Source organism: Alteromonas hispanica, assembly GCF_010500915.1.
Taxonomy (GTDB): domain Bacteria; phylum Pseudomonadota; class Gammaproteobacteria; order Enterobacterales; family Alteromonadaceae; genus Alteromonas; species Alteromonas hispanica.
Window position 1 is genome coordinate 1 of the sequence record NZ_JAAAWP010000016.1, and the last position, 23626, is coordinate 23626.

The 23626-nt window shown below is 44.9% G+C and carries 26 protein-coding genes; all 26 read left to right on the forward strand.

What is annotated here, in order from left to right:
* Positions 1-418 precede the first annotated feature (418 nt).
* A complete protein-coding gene (gene rnr / locus GTW09_RS16780; RefSeq protein ID WP_163112793.1) occupies positions 419-2764 on the forward strand; it encodes a ribonuclease R in 2346 nt (781 codons plus the stop codon).
* Positions 2765-3505, forward strand: coding sequence for a 23S rRNA (guanosine(2251)-2'-O)-methyltransferase RlmB (rlmB, locus tag GTW09_RS16785; protein ID WP_163112794.1), 741 nt, complete (start codon positions 2765-2767; stop codon positions 3503-3505).
* A gap of 247 nt (positions 3506-3752) precedes the next feature.
* The gene (locus tag GTW09_RS16790; protein WP_163112795.1) at positions 3753-4730 is read left to right on the forward strand and encodes a transposase; all 978 of its coding nucleotides are present in this window, start codon (positions 3753-3755) and stop codon (positions 4728-4730) included.
* Between the two features lie 715 nt (positions 4731-5445).
* The gene (locus tag GTW09_RS16795; RefSeq protein WP_163112796.1) at positions 5446-7134 is read left to right on the forward strand and encodes a S8 family serine peptidase; all 1689 of its coding nucleotides are present in this window, start codon (positions 5446-5448) and stop codon (positions 7132-7134) included.
* 346 nt (positions 7135-7480) lie between these two features.
* The gene (locus GTW09_RS16800) at positions 7481-8917 is read left to right on the forward strand and encodes a DUF4397 domain-containing protein (RefSeq protein WP_239059456.1); all 1437 of its coding nucleotides are present in this window, start codon (positions 7481-7483) and stop codon (positions 8915-8917) included.
* Between the two features lie 411 nt (positions 8918-9328).
* Positions 9329-9697, forward strand: coding sequence for a 50S ribosomal protein L14 (gene rplN / locus GTW09_RS16805; RefSeq protein ID WP_071980728.1), 369 nt, complete (start codon positions 9329-9331; stop codon positions 9695-9697).
* Between the two features lie 12 nt (positions 9698-9709).
* Positions 9710-10024 (forward strand): 50S ribosomal protein L24, encoded by a 315-nt coding sequence (rplX, locus tag GTW09_RS16810; RefSeq protein ID WP_071980727.1) that lies wholly within the window; start codon positions 9710-9712, stop codon positions 10022-10024.
* Positions 10025-10041: 17 nt separating this feature from the next.
* On the forward strand, positions 10042-10581 hold the full coding sequence (gene rplE / locus GTW09_RS16815) for a 50S ribosomal protein L5 (RefSeq protein ID WP_071980726.1): 540 nt from the start codon (positions 10042-10044) through the stop codon (positions 10579-10581).
* 13 nt (positions 10582-10594) lie between these two features.
* On the forward strand, positions 10595-10900 hold the full coding sequence (gene rpsN / locus GTW09_RS16820) for a 30S ribosomal protein S14 (RefSeq protein ID WP_071980725.1): 306 nt from the start codon (positions 10595-10597) through the stop codon (positions 10898-10900).
* Positions 10901-10913: 13 nt separating this feature from the next.
* Positions 10914-11306, forward strand: a complete 393-nt coding sequence (gene rpsH, locus GTW09_RS16825; RefSeq protein ID WP_071980724.1) for a 30S ribosomal protein S8 — start codon at positions 10914-10916, stop codon at positions 11304-11306.
* A 13-nt stretch (positions 11307-11319) separates the two neighbouring features.
* Positions 11320-11853 carry a 50S ribosomal protein L6 gene (gene rplF / locus GTW09_RS16830; RefSeq protein WP_083595320.1) on the forward strand — a complete coding sequence of 178 codons (534 nt, stop codon included), beginning with the start codon at positions 11320-11322 and terminating at the stop codon, positions 11851-11853.
* A 12-nt stretch (positions 11854-11865) separates the two neighbouring features.
* Positions 11866-12219 carry a 50S ribosomal protein L18 gene (gene rplR, locus GTW09_RS16835; protein ID WP_163112797.1) on the forward strand — a complete coding sequence of 118 codons (354 nt, stop codon included), beginning with the start codon at positions 11866-11868 and terminating at the stop codon, positions 12217-12219.
* 9 nt (positions 12220-12228) lie between these two features.
* Positions 12229-12729 (forward strand): 30S ribosomal protein S5, encoded by a 501-nt coding sequence (rpsE, locus tag GTW09_RS16840; protein ID WP_071980723.1) that lies wholly within the window; start codon positions 12229-12231, stop codon positions 12727-12729.
* Positions 12730-12735: 6 nt separating this feature from the next.
* The gene (rpmD, locus tag GTW09_RS16845) at positions 12736-12915 is read left to right on the forward strand and encodes a 50S ribosomal protein L30 (protein WP_032094888.1); all 180 of its coding nucleotides are present in this window, start codon (positions 12736-12738) and stop codon (positions 12913-12915) included.
* A gap of 4 nt (positions 12916-12919) precedes the next feature.
* Positions 12920-13354, forward strand: a complete 435-nt coding sequence (rplO, locus tag GTW09_RS16850) for a 50S ribosomal protein L15 (protein ID WP_071980722.1) — start codon at positions 12920-12922, stop codon at positions 13352-13354.
* Positions 13355-13359: 5 nt separating this feature from the next.
* Positions 13360-14679 carry a preprotein translocase subunit SecY gene (gene secY, locus GTW09_RS16855; RefSeq protein ID WP_032094886.1) on the forward strand — a complete coding sequence of 440 codons (1320 nt, stop codon included), beginning with the start codon at positions 13360-13362 and terminating at the stop codon, positions 14677-14679.
* Positions 14680-14716: 37 nt separating this feature from the next.
* Positions 14717-14830, forward strand: coding sequence for a 50S ribosomal protein L36 (gene rpmJ / locus GTW09_RS16860; RefSeq protein ID WP_013786217.1), 114 nt, complete (start codon positions 14717-14719; stop codon positions 14828-14830).
* 174 nt (positions 14831-15004) lie between these two features.
* Positions 15005-15361 carry a 30S ribosomal protein S13 gene (gene rpsM, locus GTW09_RS16865; protein WP_012519216.1) on the forward strand — a complete coding sequence of 119 codons (357 nt, stop codon included), beginning with the start codon at positions 15005-15007 and terminating at the stop codon, positions 15359-15361.
* Positions 15362-15375: 14 nt separating this feature from the next.
* Entirely contained in the window at positions 15376-15768 is a 393-nt protein-coding gene (gene rpsK, locus GTW09_RS16870; RefSeq protein ID WP_013786215.1) for a 30S ribosomal protein S11, read from the forward strand.
* Between the two features lie 24 nt (positions 15769-15792).
* A complete protein-coding gene (rpsD, locus tag GTW09_RS16875) occupies positions 15793-16413 on the forward strand; it encodes a 30S ribosomal protein S4 (RefSeq protein WP_032094884.1) in 621 nt (206 codons plus the stop codon).
* Positions 16414-16432: 19 nt separating this feature from the next.
* The gene (locus GTW09_RS16880; protein ID WP_071980721.1) at positions 16433-17422 is read left to right on the forward strand and encodes a DNA-directed RNA polymerase subunit alpha; all 990 of its coding nucleotides are present in this window, start codon (positions 16433-16435) and stop codon (positions 17420-17422) included.
* 41 nt (positions 17423-17463) lie between these two features.
* A complete protein-coding gene (gene rplQ / locus GTW09_RS16885) occupies positions 17464-17865 on the forward strand; it encodes a 50S ribosomal protein L17 (RefSeq protein WP_032094882.1) in 402 nt (133 codons plus the stop codon).
* Positions 17866-18179: 314 nt separating this feature from the next.
* Positions 18180-19532 (forward strand): flagellin N-terminal helical domain-containing protein, encoded by a 1353-nt coding sequence (locus GTW09_RS16890; protein WP_163112798.1) that lies wholly within the window; start codon positions 18180-18182, stop codon positions 19530-19532.
* A gap of 115 nt (positions 19533-19647) precedes the next feature.
* Positions 19648-20232 (forward strand): response regulator, encoded by a 585-nt coding sequence (locus GTW09_RS16895; protein ID WP_163112799.1) that lies wholly within the window; start codon positions 19648-19650, stop codon positions 20230-20232.
* A gap of 219 nt (positions 20233-20451) precedes the next feature.
* Complete coding sequence (locus GTW09_RS16900; RefSeq protein ID WP_163112800.1) at positions 20452-21912, forward strand: phosphohexomutase domain-containing protein; 1461 nt, start codon at positions 20452-20454, stop codon at positions 21910-21912.
* A gap of 175 nt (positions 21913-22087) precedes the next feature.
* Complete coding sequence (locus GTW09_RS16905; protein ID WP_163112801.1) at positions 22088-23494, forward strand: mannose-1-phosphate guanylyltransferase/mannose-6-phosphate isomerase; 1407 nt, start codon at positions 22088-22090, stop codon at positions 23492-23494.
* The last annotated feature ends 132 nt before the right edge of the window (positions 23495-23626 follow it).

The following is a 23626-nucleotide window of genomic DNA, read 5'->3' on the forward strand; positions in this document are numbered from 1 at the left end:
CTTGCCGAATAAGGTTTACCATGCGACAGTGGAAAGCTGCACTCAAATGGTACAGCTCCATAGTAGACAGTGCATGGGCCGGAAGCACATGGAATTAAATTCGTGGGGATCCCTCAGGGTCAGAACCACATTAAATTGATAGAGGGCACATGCACTCCAATATACTGAACTCTGCGACTTAAAATGCCGTGCTATACGTTTACTGTACGTTTACTGGGCCATGCCGCTGTCTCCTAACTTGCGTTACAAGCGTAGTTATAATTCGACCGTCTTTTTATACACAGGCTATATGACATAAGCGTGTCACTAGTGTGCAATGTTTTTATGGTAAATACTGTTATACTGTGCACCAAACGACCAAATGGTAAAGCAATAAGGCTAAGCCGTTTAATACAAACAAAAGGTAAATTACAAATACATGAGTGACGACCCGCATTATCAGCGCGAGAAAGAAAAGTACGAAAATCCGGTAGCAAGCCGGGAACATCTGATGAGCATTTTGAAGGAAGAAGACAAACCTATGTCATTCCTTGATATTTGCGCACAGGTAAACGCCGAAAGCGAAGATGCCCGAATTGGTATTCAGCGACGATTGCGCGCTATGGAGCGCGAGGGCCAAGTGCAGTTTACCCGTCAGAAAAAGTACATTCTTCAAAACCGTGATGAAATAATCAAAGGCCGGATTATAGGCCACCGCGACGGTTTTGGATTCTTGCGCCCAGAAGATAAGAGTGGCGACTTGTTCATTAGTGCAGGGCAAATGAATATGTTCTTGCACGACGACGTTGTAGAAGCTCGAATAAGCGGTACCGATCGCCGCGGTCGCAAAGAGGCGTTCATTACCCAAGTGATTGAGCCGAGAAGCGAGCCAATTGTGGGCCGCTATTTTCTTGAGCAAGGCTTTGGCATGGTAGTTCCAGACGATAGCCGTCTGCAACAAGAAATAGTTATACCTCCAGAGAGTACTAACGGCGCTCGAATGGGACAGGTAGTTGTGGTAGAACTGTCGCAACGACCACGCCGAAAAATGAGTCCGGTCGGGAAAGTGGTAGAAGTACTTGGCGAGCATATGGCGCCGGGAATGGAAATTGAGATGGCGTTACGCACATTCGATATTCCTCACCAATGGCCAAAAGGGGTAACTAAACAGGTTTCAAACCTTACCGACCAAGTGCCAGATGAAGCCAAAGCTGGTCGGGTCGATCTGCGACAATTGCCGTTAGTCACTATTGATGGTGAAGACGCTCGAGACTTTGACGATGCTGTATATTGCGAACCGCTGGACGACGGTGGATGGCAGCTTTGGGTGGCTATTGCCGATGTTAGTCATTACGTTCGCACGGGCACAGCTCTTGACGATGAAGCCCAGCAGCGCGGAAACTCGGTCTATTTTCCTGACCAAGTTATTCCTATGTTGCCGGAAGTGCTTTCAAACGGGCTGTGCTCACTTAACCCTGAGGTAGATCGCTTGTGCATGGTGTGCGAAATGACCATTAGCGCACAGGGCAAACTAGAAGAGTTTCAGTTTTACGAAGCAGTAATGAACTCCCACGCGCGACTGACCTACAATAAAGTGTGGAATATTCTTCAGGGTGATAAAGAGTTACACCAGCGCTACGAAGCTCATGTTCCGCATTTGCGTAATTTGCACGATTTATACCGCAGCCTGAAAAAGTCTCGCGCCAAGCGCGGTGCCATAGAGTTTGAAACGCAAGAAGTGAAGTTTGTGTTTAACGCTCAGCGAAAAATTGAAGATATTGTTCCACTGGTTCGCAACGATGCACATAAGCTTATTGAAGAATGCATGATAATGGCCAACGTGAGTGCTGCGCTTATGCTTGAAAAGCACGAAGCGCCGGCTTTATTCAGAGTTCACGACAAGCCAGATGCCGACAGGCTCACATCATTCACAAGTTATCTCAGCGAGATTGGTATTCCACACCGCATTGTTGATGATGCAGAGCCCTCTGCATTTACCGATGTGGTGTTAAAAACCAAAGGCCGCGTAGATGAAGAGTTGATTCAGACCATGCTTCTTCGCTCTATGAAACAAGCGGTGTACGACGGAGAGAATGTCGGTCACTTTGGTTTAGCACTAGAGGCCTACGCGCACTTTACCTCGCCCATACGTCGTTACCCTGATTTGGTGGTTCACAGAGCACTGAAAGGCATTATTGCAAAACAACAGGGCAAAAAATCGGTTAGCGGAAGCAAAACATACACGGTAGATGAAATAGAGCAATTAGGCGAGCAGTGCTCAATGACCGAGCGCAGAGCCGACGATGCAACTCGCGATGTAGCTGATTGGCTGAAATGTGAGTTTATGCTCGACCACGTAGGCGATAAGTTTGAAGGTGTTGTAAGCTCGGTAACCAATTTTGGTTTATTCGTTCGCCTTACTGAATACCATATTGATGGTCTTGTGCATATTACGTCGCTAGATGATGACTACTATCATTTCGACGAAGTGAAAATGGCATTAGTAGGTGAGTCTGGTCACAATCAATTTAGATTGGGCGATACCGTAGAAGTGCAAGTTGCTGCTGTAAATTTAGATGAGAGAAAGATTGATTTATTACTCGATAAGTCTATGCTGCGCAGCCCCGGTGGTAAGAAGGTTAAGGTAAAAACTGCCAAAAAAGCCACTACCAAAGGGAAGCGCGGACCTAAACCTGCAGCCGGTAAAGGCGGCGCTAAACGCGGTGGAAAAGGGCCTGCACAAGCAGCTAAATCAGACAATACTAGTAAAAAAGGAAAGCGTTAAATGGCGCAGCAAGAGTGGTTATACGGCTTACATGCTATGCAATCGGTGTTAGAAAATGAACCCGAGCGTGTTGTTGAAGTGATGGTGCTTAAGGGAAGAACCGATGAGCGTCTCGTCAATATTGTGAACCAAGCCCGCCGTTTTGGCATTTCCGTGCAGTTTTGTCAGCGCAAAGCATTAGATGACAAGGTTAACGGCGAGCAACACCAAGGCGTGGTGGCAAGAGCCAAGCCGGCTCGTGTACTCGACGAGGCTGACCTCGATCGTATTTTAGAACGCGAGTCTCAACCTTTGTTACTTGTGTTAGACGGTATTACCGACCCACATAATCTCGGGGCTTGCTTGCGAACCGCAGACGGCGCAGGCGTTCACGCGGTTATTGTGCCTAAAGATAAATCTGCAAGTCTAAACGGTACTGTGCGCAAAGTAGCGTGCGGTGCAGCCGAGGTTATCCCGCTTATTCAAGTTACCAACCTTGCCAGGAGCTTAAAGCACCTTCAAGACAAAGGACTTTGGATTGTGGGTACAGCCGGCGAAACTGATAAAACCTTGTTTGATGTGAATCTCAAAGGCCCTACTGCTTTGGTGATGGGCGCTGAAGGAAAAGGCATGCGTAGGCTGACTAAAGAGACCTGCGATGAGCTCGTTAAGCTTCCTATGGCTGGCAGCGTTTCAAGTTTAAACGTATCGGTTGCCACTGGCGTATGTTTATATGAGATTGTAAGGCAGCGCCTAAGTTAGAGATGTGAAAACTGATAGGGCTGAACTCTGTGCACCACCAAAAGAGTGCACTATCAAAAGGGCAACTATATTGCCCTTTTTTTGTACCCGCAAAAGTAACCACTAATGAGACAGGCATAAAAGAATAGCAACAAATAACAAATGAGACAGGCATAAAACAATTTTAAAACTGTACTTCAATACACTTTCTTTAGGTGGTGTAGCACCCCAAACTGTTAGCAGCACAATTAAACGTCAGAATAGCTCGATGCCTAAAGCCCGAAAGTCTCAAATTAGCTTATCAGATACACCGTATTATCATTGCGTATCTCGCTGTGTTCGCCGCGCATTCTTATGTGGAACAGAGCACGGAAAAAGCTTCGAACATCGCCGCAAGTGGGTTGAAGACCGCATTCATGCGTTAAGTGATGTATTTGCGATAGAAGTTTGTGCTTACGCGGTAATGAGTAACCATACCCATATCGTTCTGCATGTGAATAAAGAGAACGCGATAGCGCTCTCGACAGAAGAGGTTATTGAGCGCTGGCATTCGCTGTACAGAGGAACCTTGCTAACACAGCAATACGCCTCGCCCATGACACGAAAAGCGCTGAGTGAGGCGCAGCGAGACACTGTAGAGCGCACCGCAGGCGTGTGGCGAGCACGACTTTATGATATCAGTTGGTTTATGCGCGCACTCAATGAATACATTGCTCGCGCGGCCAATAAAGAGGATGAATGTACAGGACATTTTTGGGAGGGAAGATTTAAATCCCAAGCACTATTGGATGAGTCTGCACTAGCTGCCTGTATGGCCTACGTCGATTTAAACCCGGTACGCGCCAATGTGGCGAAAACGCCTGAAACCTCTAACCATACCAGCATTCAATACCGAATTCGTGCTGCAAGGGTGGGTAAAACACCGAAACGACTCATGCCTTTTGCTGGCAACCCACAGCGAGATAGGCCCCATGGCTTACCTTTCACTCTTAGCGATTACCTTCAGCTTGTGGATGCAACCAGTCGGTGTATTCATCCAACTAAACACGGCAAAGTAGAGAGCAATATGCCACACCTTCTAGTGCGTCTTGGCATTGACGATGAAAAATGGCTGACGTTAACTACCCAGTTTGAACACTGTTTCAAGCACGCTGCGGGGAAAGTGGTTCACCTTGAACAGTACGCCCACAATCAACATCAACAGCGAGTTCATGGACGAAAAAGCGCTATGCGCTTACTTGGATAATTTCACCCCAAATCAATCGATGACATCCTGGCACAGCCAACCTGACTCTACATATCTTTTTCACAACGAAATCTAATTCCTCGACTGCGTCTAATTAACTCAACAATGTTTTGCTGACCTTAATTTACTGTATCATTAATCAAGTTAAGAGAAATAACGACCTGTTTTCTAATATGCCTGTCTTAATAAGTAAATTGCCTGTCTAAATTTAATAAATCTACTCATTCCACCTAGCTAACTCACCAAACCAAGTGCTCACTTATCTCCCAAGCTATCTCTAGTTAATGCCAATAATTCTCAAAAAGGCATAGCTCACATTTTGTTACATTTGTATTTGTAAGATAATTATTAATTATTAAATTCTATTCCTAATATGAATTTGCCCAAGCGCTAGTGTTTACGTGGTTTATCCTTTTAAATTGCATTTTGATGATTTTTAAAAGGTATGAAAAAAGCTCATCAAGTTTTGAGTAATATACTTAACATGTTGATTCTGTGGCTAATATGGGATCTGTAGATGAAGTGCGACGCACGCTTATTTACGACAACTGACACGCGGGTAGGTCGTTACAACGCAGTTGCGTTGAAAGTCATGGATAGGCGTTTCGTATGAGGTAATGGTTGAACCTGTATGTCAAAACATAACTAAAGGTTTCAAAAGTACGAGATTAAAAGTGCTGAAACTAAAAAAAGACAGATAAACAGGAAATAAATTTTGAATTTAAAAAATAAGAAACACACATGTATGACGGCGGCTGCCGTCGCAGTGTCTTTAGCCTTTGCTGGTCAAAGTGCAGTAGCTGAAGAAAATGCTCCGGTAAAAGTAGAAGCAAAGAAACAGTCTTTCTCATCAAAATTAAACAAGGGCCTAAACAAACGTTTCACAAAAATCGGTTTTGGCTCACTTGAAGAACCTGGCGATCGTTACATCGTAAAATTTAAAGACGAAATGACATCTGACGTCCTGATGGGCACTAACGATGAGTCTTTAAAAGGCAAAGGGGCGTTAAAATTCGGTCAGCAGAAAAAAGCGTTTAACGTTCAAGCTGCAAAAAATGATGTTGTGCGAGCAGGGGGATTAGTTAAAAAGACCTTGAAAAAGCAACGTTTAATGGCAGCGAAGTTAGATCGTAAAGCGTTGAATGAATTACGTAAAAACCCAAATGTTGAGAGCATTGAAATAGATGCAAAACGCAAACTTATGGCGCAAACCACGCCATACGGCTATACCATGGTTCAGGCTAATCAATTCGGCCAAGCCGATACCACTGCACGTAAAGTGTGTGTTATCGACACAGGTTACAACTTGGGCCATCCCGACTTACCGGATACCAATAACGGTGTTACAGGTAATGCGAATAACGTTGCGGTGGGCAATTGGTACAATGACGGAAACGGACATGGAACGCACGTTGCTGGCACTATCGCTGCTTATGATAATAACGAAGGTGTTGTAGGTGTATACCCTGGCGTCGATCTTCATATCGTAAAAATATTCAACGACAACGGCCAATGGACTTACGCATCAGATCTTATCGACGCTATTTCTCAATGTCAGAATGCAGGCTCTAACGTGGTTAACATGAGCCTAGGTGGCGGCAGTGCATCGGCAACAGAGCGCGATGCCATGCAAAGCTTCACTGATGCGGGTATGTTGTTAGTGGCAGCAGCGGGTAACGATGGCAATAGTGGCAAATCTTATCCTGCTTCTTACGATGCGGTAATGTCTGTAGCTGCGGTAGATTCAAACGAAAACCGCGCCAGCTACAGCCAGTATAACGACCAAGTAGAAATTGCTGCACCTGGTAGCGCTGTACAGTCTACTTATCCAACAAACACCTACGCTGCGTTAAGCGGTACGTCAATGGCGACACCTCATGTAGCTGGTGGTGCAGCATTGATATGGAGTTACTTCCCGCAGTGTACAAATAACCAAATTAGAAATGCGCTTAATGTAAGTGCTGAAGATAAAGGCAGTGCAGGTCGCGATAACTTTTACGGTTTCGGTCTCATGCAATTAGCCAATGCTTACAACCAACTAAATACCAACGGTTGTGACGGTAACGGCGGCGGTACAGACAACGGCGGTAGTCCAACGGTTGAGCCGGTATCTGGTCAGGTTCCGGGCCTATCTGCTTCACGTAACGACTGGAATCGCTATACTTGGACTATTCCTGAAGGCGTGAGCCAAATGTCGGTGAGTATTGCAGGTGGTTCGGGTGATGCAGACTTATACATGAAGTTTGGCTCACAACCTGAGACCGGTGATTTCGATTGTCGTCCGTATCGCAACGGTAACAACGAAGTGTGTACGTTTGACGCACCAGCTGCGGGTACTTGGCATATCGGCGTACGTGCTTACTCCAGATACAGCAACGTTACGCTGTCTTACTCTTACGAGTAATTCTCTTGGGAGTAACTATTAGCGATTATCGTTAAACAAGCCTGATAGGCAATTATCAATCTAAGCCTGCATTTTTTGCAGGCTTTTTTTATCAGAAGCCGCCTTGGAATAAACCCTCTCACGAAAAACCTTCTACTTTATAGCCCAAACAACCCTTCTTGCTATTTTCCCAATTTGTTTAGTTTTACGCCGTTTTCTTCAGTTAAATGTCAGTTTTGTAAAGAAAGAGTAAAGCTCTGAACCTACGCCAGATTTTTATGCCATAACGGCGTTCGGCGCATGTTTTCCCGTCTGTGCTGCTATCTAATTAATCTATTTAAAAACAAATTTAAAGGAAACACCGTTTATGCAATTACTCTCTTCGCTTTATCGTGCCTGTCACTTTAGAAGCGGTGCCTGTCACATTAGTAATAGTGCCTGTCACTTTAGTAAAACTTTAGCGCTAGCCTTGGTTGCGCTGTTCGCCCTTGCGGCATGTGGTGGCTCAGATAGCGGCAGTTCAGATTTTGAATCTGCATATCTTCAGTTCTATAACGCATCACCAAACGGCGCAAACGTAGAAATGAGAGAAGTAGATGAGGACAGCTTTGGTTCAGCGCAATTTGGCGATGCTACGCCTATGTATTCAATGGAAAGCGGCGAAATTGTATTAGAGTTCATTCGTACGGATTCAGACGACCAAGAAATCTATATCGATGAGATAACGGTAAATCTAAGAGAAGGCGACAAAACAATAATCGTCATGAGTGGCGACTTCAATAACCCTACATTCACGGAATATAGTTATGAACGGGAGACGCTAGAAGACCATTTCCGATTATTAGCACTATCGGTGACAATGGAAGGTGATTCCTTCGATTTTTACATGAGTGATGCAGGTGATCCCTTTGAAGCAGCCAACTTTCTTGGAACAGTAACACCAAACGATTTAGGCGAATTAATCTATTGGGACGGTGATGACGACAGCGACGACTTCGATGAGGGTGAATACACAATATATCTAACAACACCCGGAAGCACCGGGGTGATCTTCGAGTCGCAAACTCTCGATTTTGTTTTTGAAACTGAATACGTAATGGCGCTTCGTGATGTCAGTGGCGCTATCCAAGAAGGATTAGTGGTCGATACCATTTTGAATTCATCTACTGTCTCAGCGCTAACCGATGTAGAGGCCGATGCTCAATATCGTATTTACAATTCAACAGACCTGACAACACCGCTTAACATTTCCTTTGGTGGCAACACAGACGAAGAAGACATTGAATTTGCATTGTCTGCTGGAGAGCTTTCGGAGTTTTCTGCTATTCGTTACGGTGACTATCGGGTGAGTGTAACCGACTCAACAGGTACATTAACGCCCCTAAGTAATAAGCTTGTAACGCTTAACCAAGGTGAAAGTAAGGCAATATTGATTTATCAAACAAACGATACGCTCAAAGCTTCTACCTTTGAAGAGAGCGGGCTGCCGCAGGCGTACGACAAAACGGTTAACTTCATCAATCTCGTTAGCGATTATGACGACGTTGAAGTTTACTTGGTACGCGTTGACGAGACCATAGACACAGCGGAATACAAAATTCGCAACCTGGAATTTGGTGAAAGCAATAGTACGGTGCTGCCGTCAGACTTTTATGAAGTCATCGCAGTCTACGAAGATGACAACGACGAACAAGTGCTACTAGACAGAACAGCACTGTTCGGCTTTACAGAAGAAGAAAACTATATTGTAACCATCGAGCCTGCAAACACACCTACAGGCTATCAAATTAATGTACTGTTTTAGTCGTTCACAAAAAAGAGATGTGATAGGAAATACGAAGGTTTTCACTCAACAACATGTCTAAAATTATTAGACTAAATGATGAATGAAAAACCTACCATTTTCTGAATTCTCTATTACTTTTAAAGTATGCCCGAATGTCATCTCGTGGTGCTCATGTCGACGTTCAGGTTTGGAAATAGTTCCTGCTTGATGACCTCCTCTGTGGTTATCTACCCCCCAGTTAGTCGCTGGGGGTTTTTTATTCGCCCCAGTCTAAAATTAATTCAATTTTCCGCTATCGCTTCGCTAATAATTCTGTTATAGTTTCGCGCCCTTTTTATGGGGGTATGTACATAAAAGCAGCGATATCCAGTTGCTTTTAGCAGCACAATAACGACTCGGGAGAGTCTTAATTTAGAGCGGAGCACTAACATGATCCAAATGCAAACTAACCTGGACGTTGCAGACAACAGCGGCGCTCGCAGGGTTCAGTGTATTAAGGTTCTTGGTGGCTCGCATCGCCGTTATGCAGGTATCGGTGACATCATCAAAGTTACTGTTAAGGAAGCAATTCCTCGCGGTAAAGTTAAAAAAGGTGACGTACTGAATGCAGTGGTGGTGCGTACTAGAAAAGGCGTTCGTCGTTCAGATGGTTCAACCATCCGTTTTGACGGTAACGCGGCTGTTTTGCTTAATGCAAACAAGCAACCAATTGGTACGCGTATCTTTGGCCCGGTAACCCGTGAGTTGAGAAGTTCAAACTTCATGAAAATCATCTCATTGGCCCCAGAGGTACTATAAGGAGTCACGATAATGGCTAATAAAATTCGTCGTGATGATGAAGTAGTCGTATTAGCGGGTAAAGACAAAGGCAAACAAGGCAAAGTCCTTAAAGTGCTTATGGCTGATGACCGTTTAATTGTAGAAGGCGTTAATCTCGTCAAGAAACACACTAAGCCTAACCCACAATTGGGTGTTGCTGGTGGTATTGTTGAGAAAGAAGCTTCTATTCACGTTTCTAATGTTGCGATTGTTAACCCGGCAACGGGCAAAGCAGATCGCGTTGGTTTCCGTTTTGAAGATGAGAAGAAAGTACGTTTCTTCAAGTCTAACGGCGAACTTGTTTAATTATATTGGAGAGTACGATGGCGAAACTGCATGATTTCTATAAAGAAACAGTAGTAGCTGAACTTGCTAAGCAGTTCGGGTACAAAAGCGTCATGCAAGTCCCTCGGATTGAAAAAATCACTCTAAACATGGGTTTAGGTGAAGCAGTTGCTGACAAGAAGGTGCTTGAAAATGCTCAAGCTGACATGACGGCTATCGCCGGTCAGAAGCCTGTTGTTACAGTTGCTAGAAAATCAGTAGCGGGCTTTAAAATCCGTGAAGGTTATCCGATTGGCTGTAAAGTAACCCTACGTGGCGAGCGTATGTGGGAATTCCTAGAGCGTTTGATTTCAATCGCTATCCCGCGTATCCGCGACTTCCGTGGTTTGAATCCTAAATCATTCGACGGACGTGGTAACTACAGCATGGGCGTGCGTGAGCAAATCATTTTCCCTGAAATCGATTTCGATAAAGTGGATAAGGTTCGCGGTATGGATATTACTATCACTACCAGTGCGAATACTAATGACGAAGCACGTGCTCTGCTGGACGCGTTTAACTTCCCATTCAAAAAGTAAGGGGTGTAGGGTTATGGCAAAAGAATCAATGAAAGCACGCGAAGCGAAGCGTACTAAGCTAGTAGCTAAGTATGCTGAAAAGCGCGCGGCACTTAAAGCGATTATCAGCGATGTTAACGCTTCTGAAGAAGAGCGTTGGGACGCTGTTCTGAAGCTACAACAACTACCACGTGACTCTAGTAAATCTCGTCAACGCAACCGTTGTCGTGTAACTGGTCGTCCACATGGTTACCTACGCAAATTCGGTCTTAGCCGTATTAAGCTTCGTGAAGCAGCGATGCGCGGTGAAGTCCCTGGCCTTAAGAAAGCCAGCTGGTAAGGAGTAGCTGATAATGAGTATGCAAGATCCTATCGCGGATATGTTTACCCGCATCCGTAACGGCCAGATGGCACAGAAAGTTTCTGTAACTATGCCGTCTTCTAAGCTTCGCGTTTCTATCTGCGAAGTATTGAAGTCAGAAGGTTACATCGTAGACTTCGCTGCATCTGGTGACGTTAAGCCTGTTTTAGAAGTTACGCTTAAGTACTTCGAAGGCAAGCAAGTAATTGACACTATCGAGCGCGTAAGTCGCCCCGGTCTGCGCATCTATAAGAAAAAAGATGAGCTTCCAAAGGTTATGGGTGGCTTGGGTATCGCTATCGTGTCGACTTCAAAAGGTGTGATGACTGACCGTGCAGCGCGCAACGCTGGCATGGGCGGTGAGATCATCGGTTATGTAGCATAACGGAGGAGTTGAAATGTCACGTATAGCAAAAGCCCCAGTAGACTTGGTATCAGGTGTAGAAGTTTCTATCTCTGGTCAAGAAGTTACTGTAAAAGGTAGTAAAGGCACATTGAGCCGCGTTTTTAACGACGCTGTTGAAGTTGTACAAGAAGAGAACCAGTTGAAAGCACTTCCTCGTGAAGGTTTCGCAAACAACTGGGCACAGGCTGGTACTGTTCGCTCACTTCTTAACGCAATGGTTCAAGGTGTTTCACAAGGTTTTGAGAAAAAGCTTCAGCTAAATGGTGTTGGTTACCGTGCACAAGCACAAGGTAGCAAGCTTAACCTTACGCTAGGTTTCTCTCATCCTGTAGTATACGAAATGCCTCAAGGCATTACCGTTGAAACTCCTAGCCAAACTGAAATCGTCGTCAAAGGCGCCGATAAGCAGGTGGTAGGACAGGTTGCGGCGAACATTCGTGGTTACCGTCCACCAGAGCCTTACAAAGGCAAAGGTGTTCGTTATGCTGACGAAAACGTACGTCGTAAAGAAGCTAAGAAAAAGTAGGTGGGTGATACGATGGATAAGAAAACAGCTCGCATTCGTCGCGCTACTCGCGCACGAGCAAAAATTCGTGAACTGGCCGCGCATCGCTTGGTAATTAACCGTACACCTCGCCACATATATGCTCAGCTAATCGCTCCTTGCGGTTCTGAAGTATTAGCGGCGGCTTCAACTGTTGAGAAAGATCTTGCGAAGGGTCTTAAGTCTACAGGTAACGCTGAAGCAGCGACGGTAGTCGGTAAAGCAATCGCAGAGCGCGCTATTGAGAAAGGCATTAAAGCAGTGGCTTTCGATCGTAGTGGCTTCCAATACCACGGTCGCGTTAAAGCATTAGCTGATGCAGCTCGCGAAGCTGGTCTTCAGTTCTAGGAGTTTATAATGGCTAAACAAGACGTTCAAAATGGTGAATTTCTAGAGAAATTGATTGCCGTAAACCGCGTATCTAAAGTGGTTAAAGGTGGTCGTATCTTTAGTTTCACTGCATTGACAGTAGTGGGTGACGGTAACGGTCGCGTAGGTTTCGGTTACGGTAAGGCACGTGAAGTTCCTGCTGCAATCCAGAAAGCTATGGAAAAGGCACGTCGCAACATGGTTGACGTAGACCTTAACGGCAATACGTTACAGCACCCTATTAAAGGTCGTCACTCTGGCTCTAAAGTTTACATGCAGCCTGCATCAGAAGGTACCGGTATCATCGCCGGCGGTGCAATGCGTGCAGTACTTGAAGTAGCTGGCGTACAAAACGTACTTTCAAAATGTTACGGCTCTACAAACCCAATCAACGTTGTTCGTGCAACAATCAACGCGCTGACAGAGATGAATTCTCCAGCGAAAGTTGCTGCGAAACGTGGATTGTCTGTAGATGAAATTTTGGGGTAATCAGACATGGCAACGATTAAAGTAAAGCAAACTAAAAGTGCTATCGGCAGACTGCCTAAGCACAAAGCTACGCTTAAAGGCTTAGGTCTTCGTAAGATCAACCATGTTCGTGAACTGGAAGATACCCCAGCCGTACGTGGCATGGTCCACCGTGTACATTACATGGTCGAGATAGTGGAGGAGTAAGAACATGCGTTTAAATACTATTGCTCCTGCACCAGGGGCTCATAAATCTGGTAAGCGTACTGGTCGAGGCATCGGCTCAGGTCTTGGTAAAACGAGTGGCGTAGGTCACAAAGGTCAAAAAAGCCGTTCAGGTGGCCGCGTTAAGCCAGGATTCGAAGGTGGTCAGATGCCTTTACAGCGTCGTCTTCCGAAGTTCGGTTTCACTTCACGCAAGAGCTTTGTTACTGATCAAGTAACGCTTGCAGAAATTGCGAAAGTTGACGGTGATACAGTGTCTCTTGAAACACTTAAAGCAGCAGGTCTTGTTAAGAAAGAAATGCAGTTTGTAAAAGTAGTTAAGAGCGGTGAAGTATCACGAGCTGTAACAGTAAGCGGTTTAAAGGTTACTAAAGGCGCTAAAGAAGCGATTGAAGCTGCTGGCGGTAAAGTAGAGGAATAAGCTAGATGGCTAAACCAGGATTGGATTCAGGCGCTAAAAGCGGCTTGAGTGAGCTTAAAGCAAGATTGTTGTTCGTACTAGGTGCGATTGTTGTTTTCAGACTAGGTTCTTATGTTCCTATCCCTGGCATCGATCCAGCTGTACTTGCTGACTTGTTCGAGCAACAGAAAGGCACCATTGTAGAAATGTTTAACATGTTCTCTGGTGGTGCGCTTGAGCGTGCATCCGTTCTGGCTTTGGGCATTATGCCATACATTACTGCATCCATTATTATGCAGTTGCTCTCGGTGGTTCATCCACCGATGGTAGAGCTTAAAAAAGAAGGTGAAGCAGGCCGTCGTAAAATCAGTCAGTACACGCGTTATTTAACGCTTGTACTTGCGATTTTCCAGTCAATTGGTATCTCGACTGGTCTGCCCAACCTAATTAATGGATTGGTATTGAACCCTGGCTTCGGATTCTACTTTACAGCGGTAGTGAGTCTAGTCACGGGAACTATGTTCCTAATGTGGTTAGGTGAGCAAATTACTGAAAGAGGTATCGGTAACGGTATTTCAATCTTGATTTTTGCTGGTATTGTTGCGGGTTTACCTACAGCAATAGGCCAAACGGCAGAGCAAGCAAGACAGGGCGACATTAATCTGTTGTTCCTATTATTGATTGCTGTGATTGTTATTGCGCTTACATACCTAGTGGTATTTGTTGAGCGCGGACAGCGCAGAATTGTGGTAAACTACGCGAAGCGTCAGCAGGGCCGTCAGGTTTTTGCAGCGCAGAGCACGCATTTACCATTGAAGGTCAATATTGCTGGTGTAATTCCACCAATCTTTGCTTCCAGTATTATTCTGTTCCCAGGAACTATCGCAGGATGGTTCGGTCAGAATGAATCAACAGCTTGGTTGCAGGATGTAGCATTAATGCTATCTCCAGGTCAGCCGCTATATGTAATGCTTTATGCAGCAGCTATTATCTTCTTCTGCTTTTTTTACACGGCGTTGGTTTTCAACCCGCGTGATACAGCAGATAACTTGAAGAAGTCTGGTGCGTTCATTCCTGGTATTCGTCCGGGTGAACAAACATCGCGTTACATAGATAAGGTAATGACTCGCCTCACATTGGCTGGCGCACTGTACATAACCTTTATTTGTTTAGTGCCTGAATTTATGCTAATTGCCTGGAATGTGCCGTTCTACTTCGGTGGTACGTCGCTTCTCATAATCGTGGTGGTTATCATGGACTTTATGGCACAGGTGCAGACGCATTTGATGAGTAGTCAATATGAGTCTGTTCTGAAGAAAGCTAATCTTAAAGGCTACGGCCGTTAAGTTAGCCCCTTAATAGTAAAGATAGGGGAGTGATGTAATGAAAGTTCGTGCATCAGTTAAAAAGATTTGCCGTAACTGTAAAGTTATCAAGCGCAACGGCGTTGTGCGTGTAATTTGTACAGAGCCAAAGCACAAGCAAAGGCAAGGTTAATCTAAGCGGTAAAGAATACTTGCAAGGCTACTAAGCAGAATCCGAATTATACTTATCGGGTTCTGCTAGCTTTGTTTATGGGTATTTTGAACCTAAATTTGCAATTTGGTCGACGGATGAGTATCCTATCGGGCTTTTTAGGTCGTCGACAATTAAACAAGAGGAGTGCTGTTAATGGCCCGTATCGCTGGCATTAACATTCCTGAGCACAAGCATGCTGTTATCGCTATCCAAGCGATCTACGGCGTTGGCCCCACACGTGCGAAAAGCATTTGTGCGGGTGCTGGTGTTGCAGAAAATACAAAAATCAAAGAGCTAGACGAAGCTACTATCGATAAGCTTCGTGACGAAGTGGCGAAATTCACTGTTGAAGGTGATTTACGTCGTGAAGTCTCTATGAGCATCAAACGTTTGATGGACCTGGGTTGCTTCCGTGGTATTCGCCACCGTCGTAGCTTGCCTCTACGTGGTCAGCGCACTAAAACTAATGCGCGTACCCGTAAAGGTCCTCGTAAGCCAATTAAGAAGTAAGCGGGGAGTAAGTTATGGCAAAAGCACCAGCTCGTAGTACGCGTAAGCGCGCTAAACGTCAGGTTGCAGACGGTATGGCTCATATCCATGCGTCTTTCAACAACACAATTGTGACTATTACAGACCGTCAAGGCAATGCACTAGCATGGGCGACATCTGGTGGTTCAGGTTTCCGTGGTTCACGTAAATCTACCCCATTTGCTGCACAGGTTGCTGCTGAGCGTGCAGGTGTAGCTGCACAAGAATACGGTCTTAAGAACCTAGAAGTGTTCGTAAAAGGTCCAGGTCCAGGCCGTGAGTCTGCGATCCGTGCTCTTAACGCTACTGGTTATAAGATCACAAATATTACCGATGTGACACCTATTCCTCACAACGGTTGTCGTCCACCGAAAAAACGTCGCGTTTAATCGACGGACAGTTGGAGAAAGATCATGGCAAGATATTTGGGTCCAAAACTCAAACTTAGCCGTCGCGAAGGAACTGACTTGTTCCTTAAAAGCGGCGTTCGCGCAATCGATTCTAAATGTAAAATCGATACAGCGCCTGGTCAGCATGGTGCCCGTCGTGGCCGTTTGTCTGACTACGGTGTTCAGCTGCGTGAGAAACAAAAAGTTCGTCGTATGTTCGGCGTACTGGAAAAGCAATTCCGCAACTACTATAAAGAAGCTGCGCGTCTAAAAGGCAACACAGGTGAAAACTTGCTACAGCTTTTAGAGCAGCGTCTAGACAACGTGGTTTATCGCATGGGATTTGCTAGTACACGTGCTGAAGCACGTCAGCTAGTAAGCCACAAGGCGATCATGGTAAATGGTCAAGTTGTGAACATTCCATCGTTTAACGTTTCTGCCGAAGACGTGGTTTCTGTTCGTGAAAAAGCGAAAAAGCAAGCGCGTATCGTTGCTGCTTTAGAACTGGCTGACCAACGTGAGAAGCCAACCTGGATTGAAGTAGACAGCACTAAAATGGAAGGCACTTTTAAGCGCGTTCCAGAAAGAACTGATTTGTCTGCTGAAATTAACGAACAGTTGATCGTCGAACTTTACTCTAAGTAAAGCCAACTAAAGAGGAAGCATTGTGGGTTCTGTGACTGAATTCCTAAAACCGAGATTAGTAGAGATCGAAAACGTTTCTCCTACTCGTGCCAAAGTAACTTTGGAACCACTAGAGCGCGGCTTTGGCCACACTCTAGGTAACGCCCTACGTCGTATATTACTGTCATCTATGCCAGGATGTGCAGTGACCGAGGTAGAAATAGATGGCGTTCTTCACGAGTACAGCACCAAAGAAGGTGTGCAAGAAGACGTGATCGAAATCTTGCTCAATCTTAAAGGTTTAGCGGTTCGCCTTGAAGGTAAAACTGAGGCAACTCTAACTCTAGTGAAATCTGGCGCTGGCCCTGTTGTTGCTGGTGATATTCAGCATGATGGCGACGTAGAAATTGTTAACCCCGACCATGTTATTTGTACTCTAACTGGCGAAGCTGAAATCAGCATGCGCGTTAAAGTAGAAATGGGTCGCGGTTATGTACCAGCTTCTACCCGTCGCTCCTCTGAAGAAGATGATCGTCCAATTGGTCGTTTGTTAGTTGATGCTTCATACAGCCCAGTAGAGCGCATTGCATACACTGTTGAGTCTGCTCGTGTTGAACAGCGCACAGACTTAGACAAACTAATCATCGATATGGAAACAAACGGTACTTTAGATCCTGAAGAAGCGATCCGCCGTTCTGCAACCATTCTAGCTGAACAGCTTGATGCATTCGTAGACCTACGTGATGTATCTGAGCCAGAAGCGAAAGAAGAAAAACCGGAATTCGATCCGATTCTACTTCGCCCAGTTGATGACTTAGAGTTAACAGTACGTTCTGCTAACTGCTTAAAAGCAGAAGCTATCCAGTACATTGGTGACCTGGTACAGCGCACTGAGGTTGAGCTACTTAAAACGCCTAACCTTGGTAAGAAATCGCTAACTGAAATCAAAGATGTTCTAGCATCTCGTGGTTTGTCTCTAGGCATGCGCCTAGAAAACTGGCCGCCAGAGAGCATCGCTGAAAAAGATTAATCAGGTTTTTATCAAACTGATTTGTAGAGAAGGATAAAACTATGCGCCATCGTAAGAGTGGTCGTCAGTTGAATCGCAACAGCAGCCATCGTCAAGCTATGTTCAAAAACATGGCCGGTTCTTTGGTCAAGCACGAAGTGATCAAAACTACGTTACCAAAAGCGAAAGAATTACGTCGCGTAATCGAGCCACTAATCACTATGGCGAAAGAAGACAGCGTTGCAAACCGCCGTCTAGCTTTTGCTCGCACAGGTGATAAAGAGGTTGTAGGTAAACTGTTTAACGAGCTTGGTCCTCGTTACGAAGCACGCCCAGGCGGTTACACTCGCATTCTTAAATGCGGTTTCCGTGCAGGCGACAATGCCCCAATGGCATATGTTGAGCTAGTTGACCGTCCAGTTGTTGAAGCTGAAGAAGAAGTAGTAGAAGCAACTGAAGAGTAATTAATACTCGAAAAGAAAAAGGGGTCAGAACGAAAGTTCTGACCCCTTTTTTTATCCAAAATAAACGGGGTCAGATCCACCTTTCCTGCGCTAATACTCCACGCTCTACTTCGCCTGTTCTGATTAAAAAACCTTGGCCAGTATAAGAGCAGTCACTAGTCTCATTGTACCTTCATTGGTTTTGAGCATCTCAACCGATCACTTCCAGAATTATTGGCAAGTAGTTTGCTGTACAAAAACTAACTATAGGTTTATCGGCATGCAAAATATGCCGTGCAAATACAGCGCACTGCCAACATTCATCAAGGAAGCACATGTTATCAGTATCCGGTAAGTTTCAATCTCTTGGATTATCAACCTTCAGAAGTAATGTGGTTGCCACCTCGTTAGAACGCTTAAGTTCTGGGCTTCGCATTAATAGTGCGGCCGACGATAGCGCAGGGCTGCAAATATCAAACCGACTTTCTTCCGAGCGAAATGCCTACACTCAGCTAAACAGAAACCTTAATGACGGTATTAGCTATGCGCAGGTAGCTGAAGGCGGGCTGCAGGAATCTGCCGCTATACTACAGCGAATGCGGCAACTATCTATCCAATCTCAAAATGGTATTAACAGTAAAAACGACAGAGCAGCACTTGATAAAGAATTCCAAGCGCTAAAGCTTGAACTAAATGCCATTGCCTATGGCACTGAAGTGTTCAACCGTTTGCCCTTAGTGGGTGATGCGAATTTGCTGAGTGATAATGTACCGTCTATTGGCGATAAGTTTTCTCAAGGAGTATCGCAGTCGCTACGCAGTGGCCTGCGCTCTATTGCCTATATTCCCGCAGGCTCTAGCAACGTTCAGGTAAATTTAAACGACAACGGTGCTAATGACGATATACAAGTCTTTACCACAAGCGGAAAGCATCTTGTTGGTACACCGATTACTAACACAACATGGAGCGGCAACCCGAATAATATTTCGTCAGCCGCCGATCTTGAAAACCGGTTTTTCCTTACAGAAAACGGCTACAACGGGAATGCGGCATACGATGATAGCGACTTGCTTACGAGTGGCAGTGCGACCATCGACGGCACAGCAATAACCTTCAGTGGCGATCAAAACCCAAGTAATCTCAATGAGACGCTGACAATAACGAGCAACTCACAACCGCTGATTATTTCCGTTATCGGAAATGGTTCGTTTACTGTTTCCGCAACATGGGATTCGTTGGGCGATGAAGGTGAACTCGCCTACGGTTTAGGCCCTGTAAACATAACCGCGACCAACCAACTAGGCGAGGGTACACAGTTTATTGATGTAGAGAAAACCCCAGCATCTTTAGACGACTTGGGTTTAGAAAATACGTCGATAAGTAGTGCTCAGTCTGCGGAAGAAGCGCTCAGTCATTTGGATAGCGCTATCGATTCTGTAAGCGCAGGTCGTGCTTTCTATGGCGCCAAAATAAATCAGATGACATCGGCGCTAAGTGTAAACGCCATTGCCAGCGAAAATACCAGCGCTGCACGCTCACGAATTGCAGATACCGACTTTGCAAAAGAAACCGCATTACTAACTCAAAGCCAAATTGTAGAGCAAGCGAGTATCAGCATAAGGGCGCAAGCGCAATCAAACAAAAGTCAGGTACTGGGTTTGCTAAATGGAGTTACTGAACAAAGATGATAAGCAAGTTCAGAGCTACTTCTGTGTTGTAACTGGGTTAAGCCCCTCAACTTTGAAAGAGCACTAAAGTGACAGGCATAATAAACCACCGGCAAAACAACCATAGGAATAGGCAATGTTTACAATAAAAGAAGCCACGCTATGCAAGCGAATAATCAGTAAAAAATTAAAAAAATTGCGGAAAAAGCACGACGAAAAAAACAGTACAAATGAGCCGGAAAGCGGCTCTGAACTCATGGTTCTAGTATCCATATATAACAAGTTGAACGATCATATTGAAAGTCAAAACGACTCAATTTCTACTCTAGTGGATACCAAGATATTGGTTGTAGAGGATATCCAAGAAATAAGAGACACCGTTACCGACATGCTGGCTAAAATGGGCTTTGAAAAAGTGGATGGTGTTAATAGCGCAGAAAAAGCATGGCGATTGCTTAACGATGCTGCAGATTCTGATAAACCGTATAAGCTTGTGCTCACCGATTCGGAGATGAGTGGCAAGAGCGGTATAACGTTGTTAAAGGAAATCCGGCAAAGTGAAAAGCTGTCATCAGCCGATGTGTTCATAATGAGTGCAAACAGCGAACACGACGAAATAGTTAATGCTATGGAAGCTGGAGTAACCGGTTATATCCTCAAACCATTAAGCTTTAATACATTGCAAGAAAAGTTAGAGAAATACCTACCTGGCGAAGAGTAGCATAGTAATAGCTTGGTGATAGCAAGTACAAGTTTGTCTATTGGTGAATATGATTAGCCTTGAGAGCTAAAATATTCCACATAGCAATATCACCTCCTAAATGATTTAATATAAAAAGGCGTAATTGGCGAATATAGCCAGTCACTAAACACGGCATGCAGCACATAACGCTACCCAGTTAATTTATCTCCACCACAATAAAGGATTAAAGACCCAGCAATGGCCAACCCAATTACCTGTTTTAAAGCTTACGACATTCGTGGCGAACTTAACTCTCAATTAACTGAAGAAGTAGCCTATCGTATAGGCTATGCCTTTGCAGCAGAACTTGATGCCAAAACGGTAGTAGTGGGCAGCGATGTGCGCTTAACGTCTACACCGCTGAAGTTAGCATTAAGTGCAGGGCTTATCGATGCTGGCGCAAAGGTTACCGATATTGGCATGGCAGGTACCGAAGAAATTTATTTTGCTACCAAGCATTTAGGCGTAGATGGAGGGATAGAAGTAACAGCGAGCCATAATCCCATTAACTACAACGGCATGAAGTTAGTAAAAGCGGGCTCTATTCCTATTAGCGGCGATACTGGGCTTAATGCAATTAAAGAGCGCGCAGAAGAGTTGAGCGATAAATTCGTTAATGGTCGTTCGGCCCACTACTTCAACAATGAAACCGTAGATGCCGATGCGTTCTTCAATGGCAAAGCGCATACCCGTAAAGACCTGCTATCGAACTCAGGGCAGTATGAAGAAAGCTCCTGTATGAACGAATACGTAGAACATATGCTTTCTTACGTGAACTTAAATAACTTTACCCCGCTTAAGATAGTGGTTAATGCGGGTAATGGTTCTGCGGGCCCGGCGCTAGATGCAATAGAAAAGGCTATGCACGATAAAAACGTACCTATCGAATTTATTAAGGTGCATCACAATGCAGACGGTACCTTCCCTAACGGTATTCCTAACCCGCTGCTACCAGAAAATCGTGCTGATACCGCCGATGCAGTGAAAGCGTCAGGCGCTGATTTTGGTATTGCGTGGGATGGCGATTTCGACCGCTGCTTTTTATTCGATGCAGACGGTGAATTTATAGAGGGCTACTACATAGTAGGTCTACTTGCCGAAGCGTTTATTGAAAAAAGCACCGATAGCAAAATTATTTATGACCCACGCGTTTATTGGAACACCGAAGACATAGTGGCTAACGCTGGCGGCAAACCTATAAAATCGAAAACCGGCCATGCCTTCATTAAAGAACGTATGCGTAAAGAAGATGCCGTATACGGCGGTGAAATGAGCGCTCACCATTATTTCCGCGACTTCGCCTACTGCGATTCGGGCATGATCCCCTGGCTTTTAATTGCCGAACTTGTGTGCGTGAAAAAGCAAACTCTTGCCAGCATGGTAAAAGAGCGTATAAAAGCGTTTCCGTCATCAGGTGAAATTAACAGCAAGCTTAAAGATGCCGATGCTGCACTAGAGCGTGTAACCAGCAAATATCAACCGCTTGCCAGCGTTATCGATACTACGGACGGCTTGGGGCTAGAGTTCGGCACATGGCGCTTTAACTTACGCAAGTCGAACACCGAACCGGTAATTCGCTTAAATGTTGAAAGTAAGGGTGATATTCCGTTAATGGAAGAAAAAACCAAAGAGGTGCTTGCGCTTATTCGTGCTGAGTAATTGTGCATCCCACAACTAAACTCAAATAAAAATGGGGTCAGAACTTTCGTTCTGACCCCATTTTTATTAATCCCAACTATTTGCCATTTCATCGCAATACAAACCTTTGTATACTTCTTAAATACGTTCAAGTTTCAGGAAGCGGGCACAACACCCACACATCAAGGATATTACAATGAAACCAGTAGTATTAGCTGGCGGCTCTGGTAGCCGTTTATGGCCAAAGTCTCGTGCAGCACTTCCAAAGCAGTTTTTGTCGTTAACATCAGACAGCACCATGCTGCAAGACACCATAACCCGCTTAAATGGCACCAAAGCTCAAAGCCCAATTTTCATTTGTAACGATGCACACCGCTTTTTAGTGGCCGAACAGCTGCGCCAAAAAGATATTCACCATGGCGGCATACTACTAGAGCCAGTAGGCCGAAATACAGCGCCAGCTATCGCATTAGCAGCTTTGCACGCAACTATTGACGGCGAAGACCCAGTGCTGCTTGTACTAGCAGCAGATCATCTTATTCAAAATAACCAAGCTTTCCACAACGCTATCGAAAAAGCTGAAAAGTTAGCCGAAGAAGGTAAGCTTGTTACTTTCGGTATAGTGCCAGATAAGCCGCACACAGGCTATGGTTACATTAAGGCGGGCAGCGAATTAGGTGATGGGTTCGAAGTAGCCGAATTCGTTGAAAAGCCAGCATTAGAAACAGCCAAAGAATATGTCGATTCTGGCAGTTACTTTTGGAATAGCGGCATGTTTATGTTCAAGGCCAGCCGTTACTTAGAAGAGCTGGCCAAATACAACCCTGAAATGCTAGACGTATGTAAGCGCGCTATCGACACTAAAACACCAGACTTAGACTTTATCCGCGTAGACCACGATATTTTTGCAACCTGCCCAGACGATTCTATCGACTATACGGTAATGGAAAAAACCGATAGCGCCGCTATGGTACCGCTAGATGCAGGCTGGAGCGACGTAGGCAGTTGGACATCCCTATGGGAAACCGCTGAAAAAGATGAAAACGGCAACGCTACCGTTGGCGATACAATTTTAGAAAACACGAAAAATAGTTATGTGAACGCAGAACAGCGTTTAGTTTCTGTAATCGGGCTAGAAGACGTGATAGTTGTAGAAACGAAAGATGCCGTAATGGTAGCCCACAAAGACGACGCACAAAGCATTAAAATAGTAGTAAACAAACTAAAAGCCGAAAAGCGCCCAGAGTTTGAATTTCATCGCGAAGTATTTCGCCCGTGGGGAAGCTATGACTCTATAGACAGCGGTTCACGCTTCCAAGTAAAACGCATTACAGTTAAACCAGGCGAAAAACTCTCAGTTCAAATGCATCATCACCGCGCTGAGCATTGGATTGTAGTATCCGGCAGCGCCAATGTAACCATAGATGAAAAAACTACTTTAGTAACTGAAAATCAGTCGGTTTACATCCCTATCGGCGCAGTTCACGCGCTAGAAAACCCTGGTAAAATTCCACTAGAGCTAATTGAAGTCCAGTCGGGCGCTTATTTAGGCGAAGACGATATTGTTCGTTTTTCTGATAGATATGGGCGGGTAGCCAAATAGCCATTGAGCTAAATCATTAAAAACTACTATCATTAAAAACTACTATAAAGGTAAGCATAATTATAAATCCTATGCTTACCTGAATTTCTTCTTACAAAACTTCCTACTTCACAAGTTTGTTCGTAATCTGAA

Bases quoted from the DNA above. Each gene is read 5' to 3' on its own strand.
- rnr (WP_163112793.1), top strand. From the start codon at position 419: ATGAGTGACGACCCGCATTATCAGCGCGAGAAAGAAAAGTACGAAAAT.
- rlmB (WP_163112794.1), top strand. From the start codon at position 2,765: ATGGCGCAGCAAGAGTGGTTATACGGCTTACATGCTATGCAATCGGTG.
- GTW09_RS16790 (WP_163112795.1), top strand. From the start codon at position 3,753: ATGCCTAAAGCCCGAAAGTCTCAAATTAGCTTATCAGATACACCGTAT.
- GTW09_RS16800 (WP_239059456.1), top strand. From the start codon at position 7,481: ATGCAATTACTCTCTTCGCTTTATCGTGCCTGTCACTTTAGAAGCGGT.
- rplN (WP_071980728.1), top strand. From the start codon at position 9,329: ATGATCCAAATGCAAACTAACCTGGACGTTGCAGACAACAGCGGCGCT.
- rplX (WP_071980727.1), top strand. From the start codon at position 9,710: ATGGCTAATAAAATTCGTCGTGATGATGAAGTAGTCGTATTAGCGGGT.
- rplE (WP_071980726.1), top strand. From the start codon at position 10,042: ATGGCGAAACTGCATGATTTCTATAAAGAAACAGTAGTAGCTGAACTT.
- rpsN (WP_071980725.1), top strand. From the start codon at position 10,595: ATGGCAAAAGAATCAATGAAAGCACGCGAAGCGAAGCGTACTAAGCTA.
- rpsH (WP_071980724.1), top strand. From the start codon at position 10,914: ATGAGTATGCAAGATCCTATCGCGGATATGTTTACCCGCATCCGTAAC.
- rplF (WP_083595320.1), top strand. From the start codon at position 11,320: ATGTCACGTATAGCAAAAGCCCCAGTAGACTTGGTATCAGGTGTAGAA.
- rplR (WP_163112797.1), top strand. From the start codon at position 11,866: ATGGATAAGAAAACAGCTCGCATTCGTCGCGCTACTCGCGCACGAGCA.
- rpsE (WP_071980723.1), top strand. From the start codon at position 12,229: ATGGCTAAACAAGACGTTCAAAATGGTGAATTTCTAGAGAAATTGATT.
- rpmD (WP_032094888.1), top strand. From the start codon at position 12,736: ATGGCAACGATTAAAGTAAAGCAAACTAAAAGTGCTATCGGCAGACTG.
- rplO (WP_071980722.1), top strand. From the start codon at position 12,920: ATGCGTTTAAATACTATTGCTCCTGCACCAGGGGCTCATAAATCTGGT.
- secY (WP_032094886.1), top strand. From the start codon at position 13,360: ATGGCTAAACCAGGATTGGATTCAGGCGCTAAAAGCGGCTTGAGTGAG.
- rpmJ (WP_013786217.1), top strand. From the start codon at position 14,717: ATGAAAGTTCGTGCATCAGTTAAAAAGATTTGCCGTAACTGTAAAGTT.
- rpsM (WP_012519216.1), top strand. From the start codon at position 15,005: ATGGCCCGTATCGCTGGCATTAACATTCCTGAGCACAAGCATGCTGTT.
- rpsK (WP_013786215.1), top strand. From the start codon at position 15,376: ATGGCAAAAGCACCAGCTCGTAGTACGCGTAAGCGCGCTAAACGTCAG.
- rpsD (WP_032094884.1), top strand. From the start codon at position 15,793: ATGGCAAGATATTTGGGTCCAAAACTCAAACTTAGCCGTCGCGAAGGA.
- rplQ (WP_032094882.1), top strand. From the start codon at position 17,464: ATGCGCCATCGTAAGAGTGGTCGTCAGTTGAATCGCAACAGCAGCCAT.
- GTW09_RS16890 (WP_163112798.1), top strand. From the start codon at position 18,180: ATGTTATCAGTATCCGGTAAGTTTCAATCTCTTGGATTATCAACCTTC.
- GTW09_RS16895 (WP_163112799.1), top strand. From the start codon at position 19,648: ATGTTTACAATAAAAGAAGCCACGCTATGCAAGCGAATAATCAGTAAA.
- GTW09_RS16900 (WP_163112800.1), top strand. From the start codon at position 20,452: ATGGCCAACCCAATTACCTGTTTTAAAGCTTACGACATTCGTGGCGAA.
- GTW09_RS16905 (WP_163112801.1), top strand. From the start codon at position 22,088: ATGAAACCAGTAGTATTAGCTGGCGGCTCTGGTAGCCGTTTATGGCCA.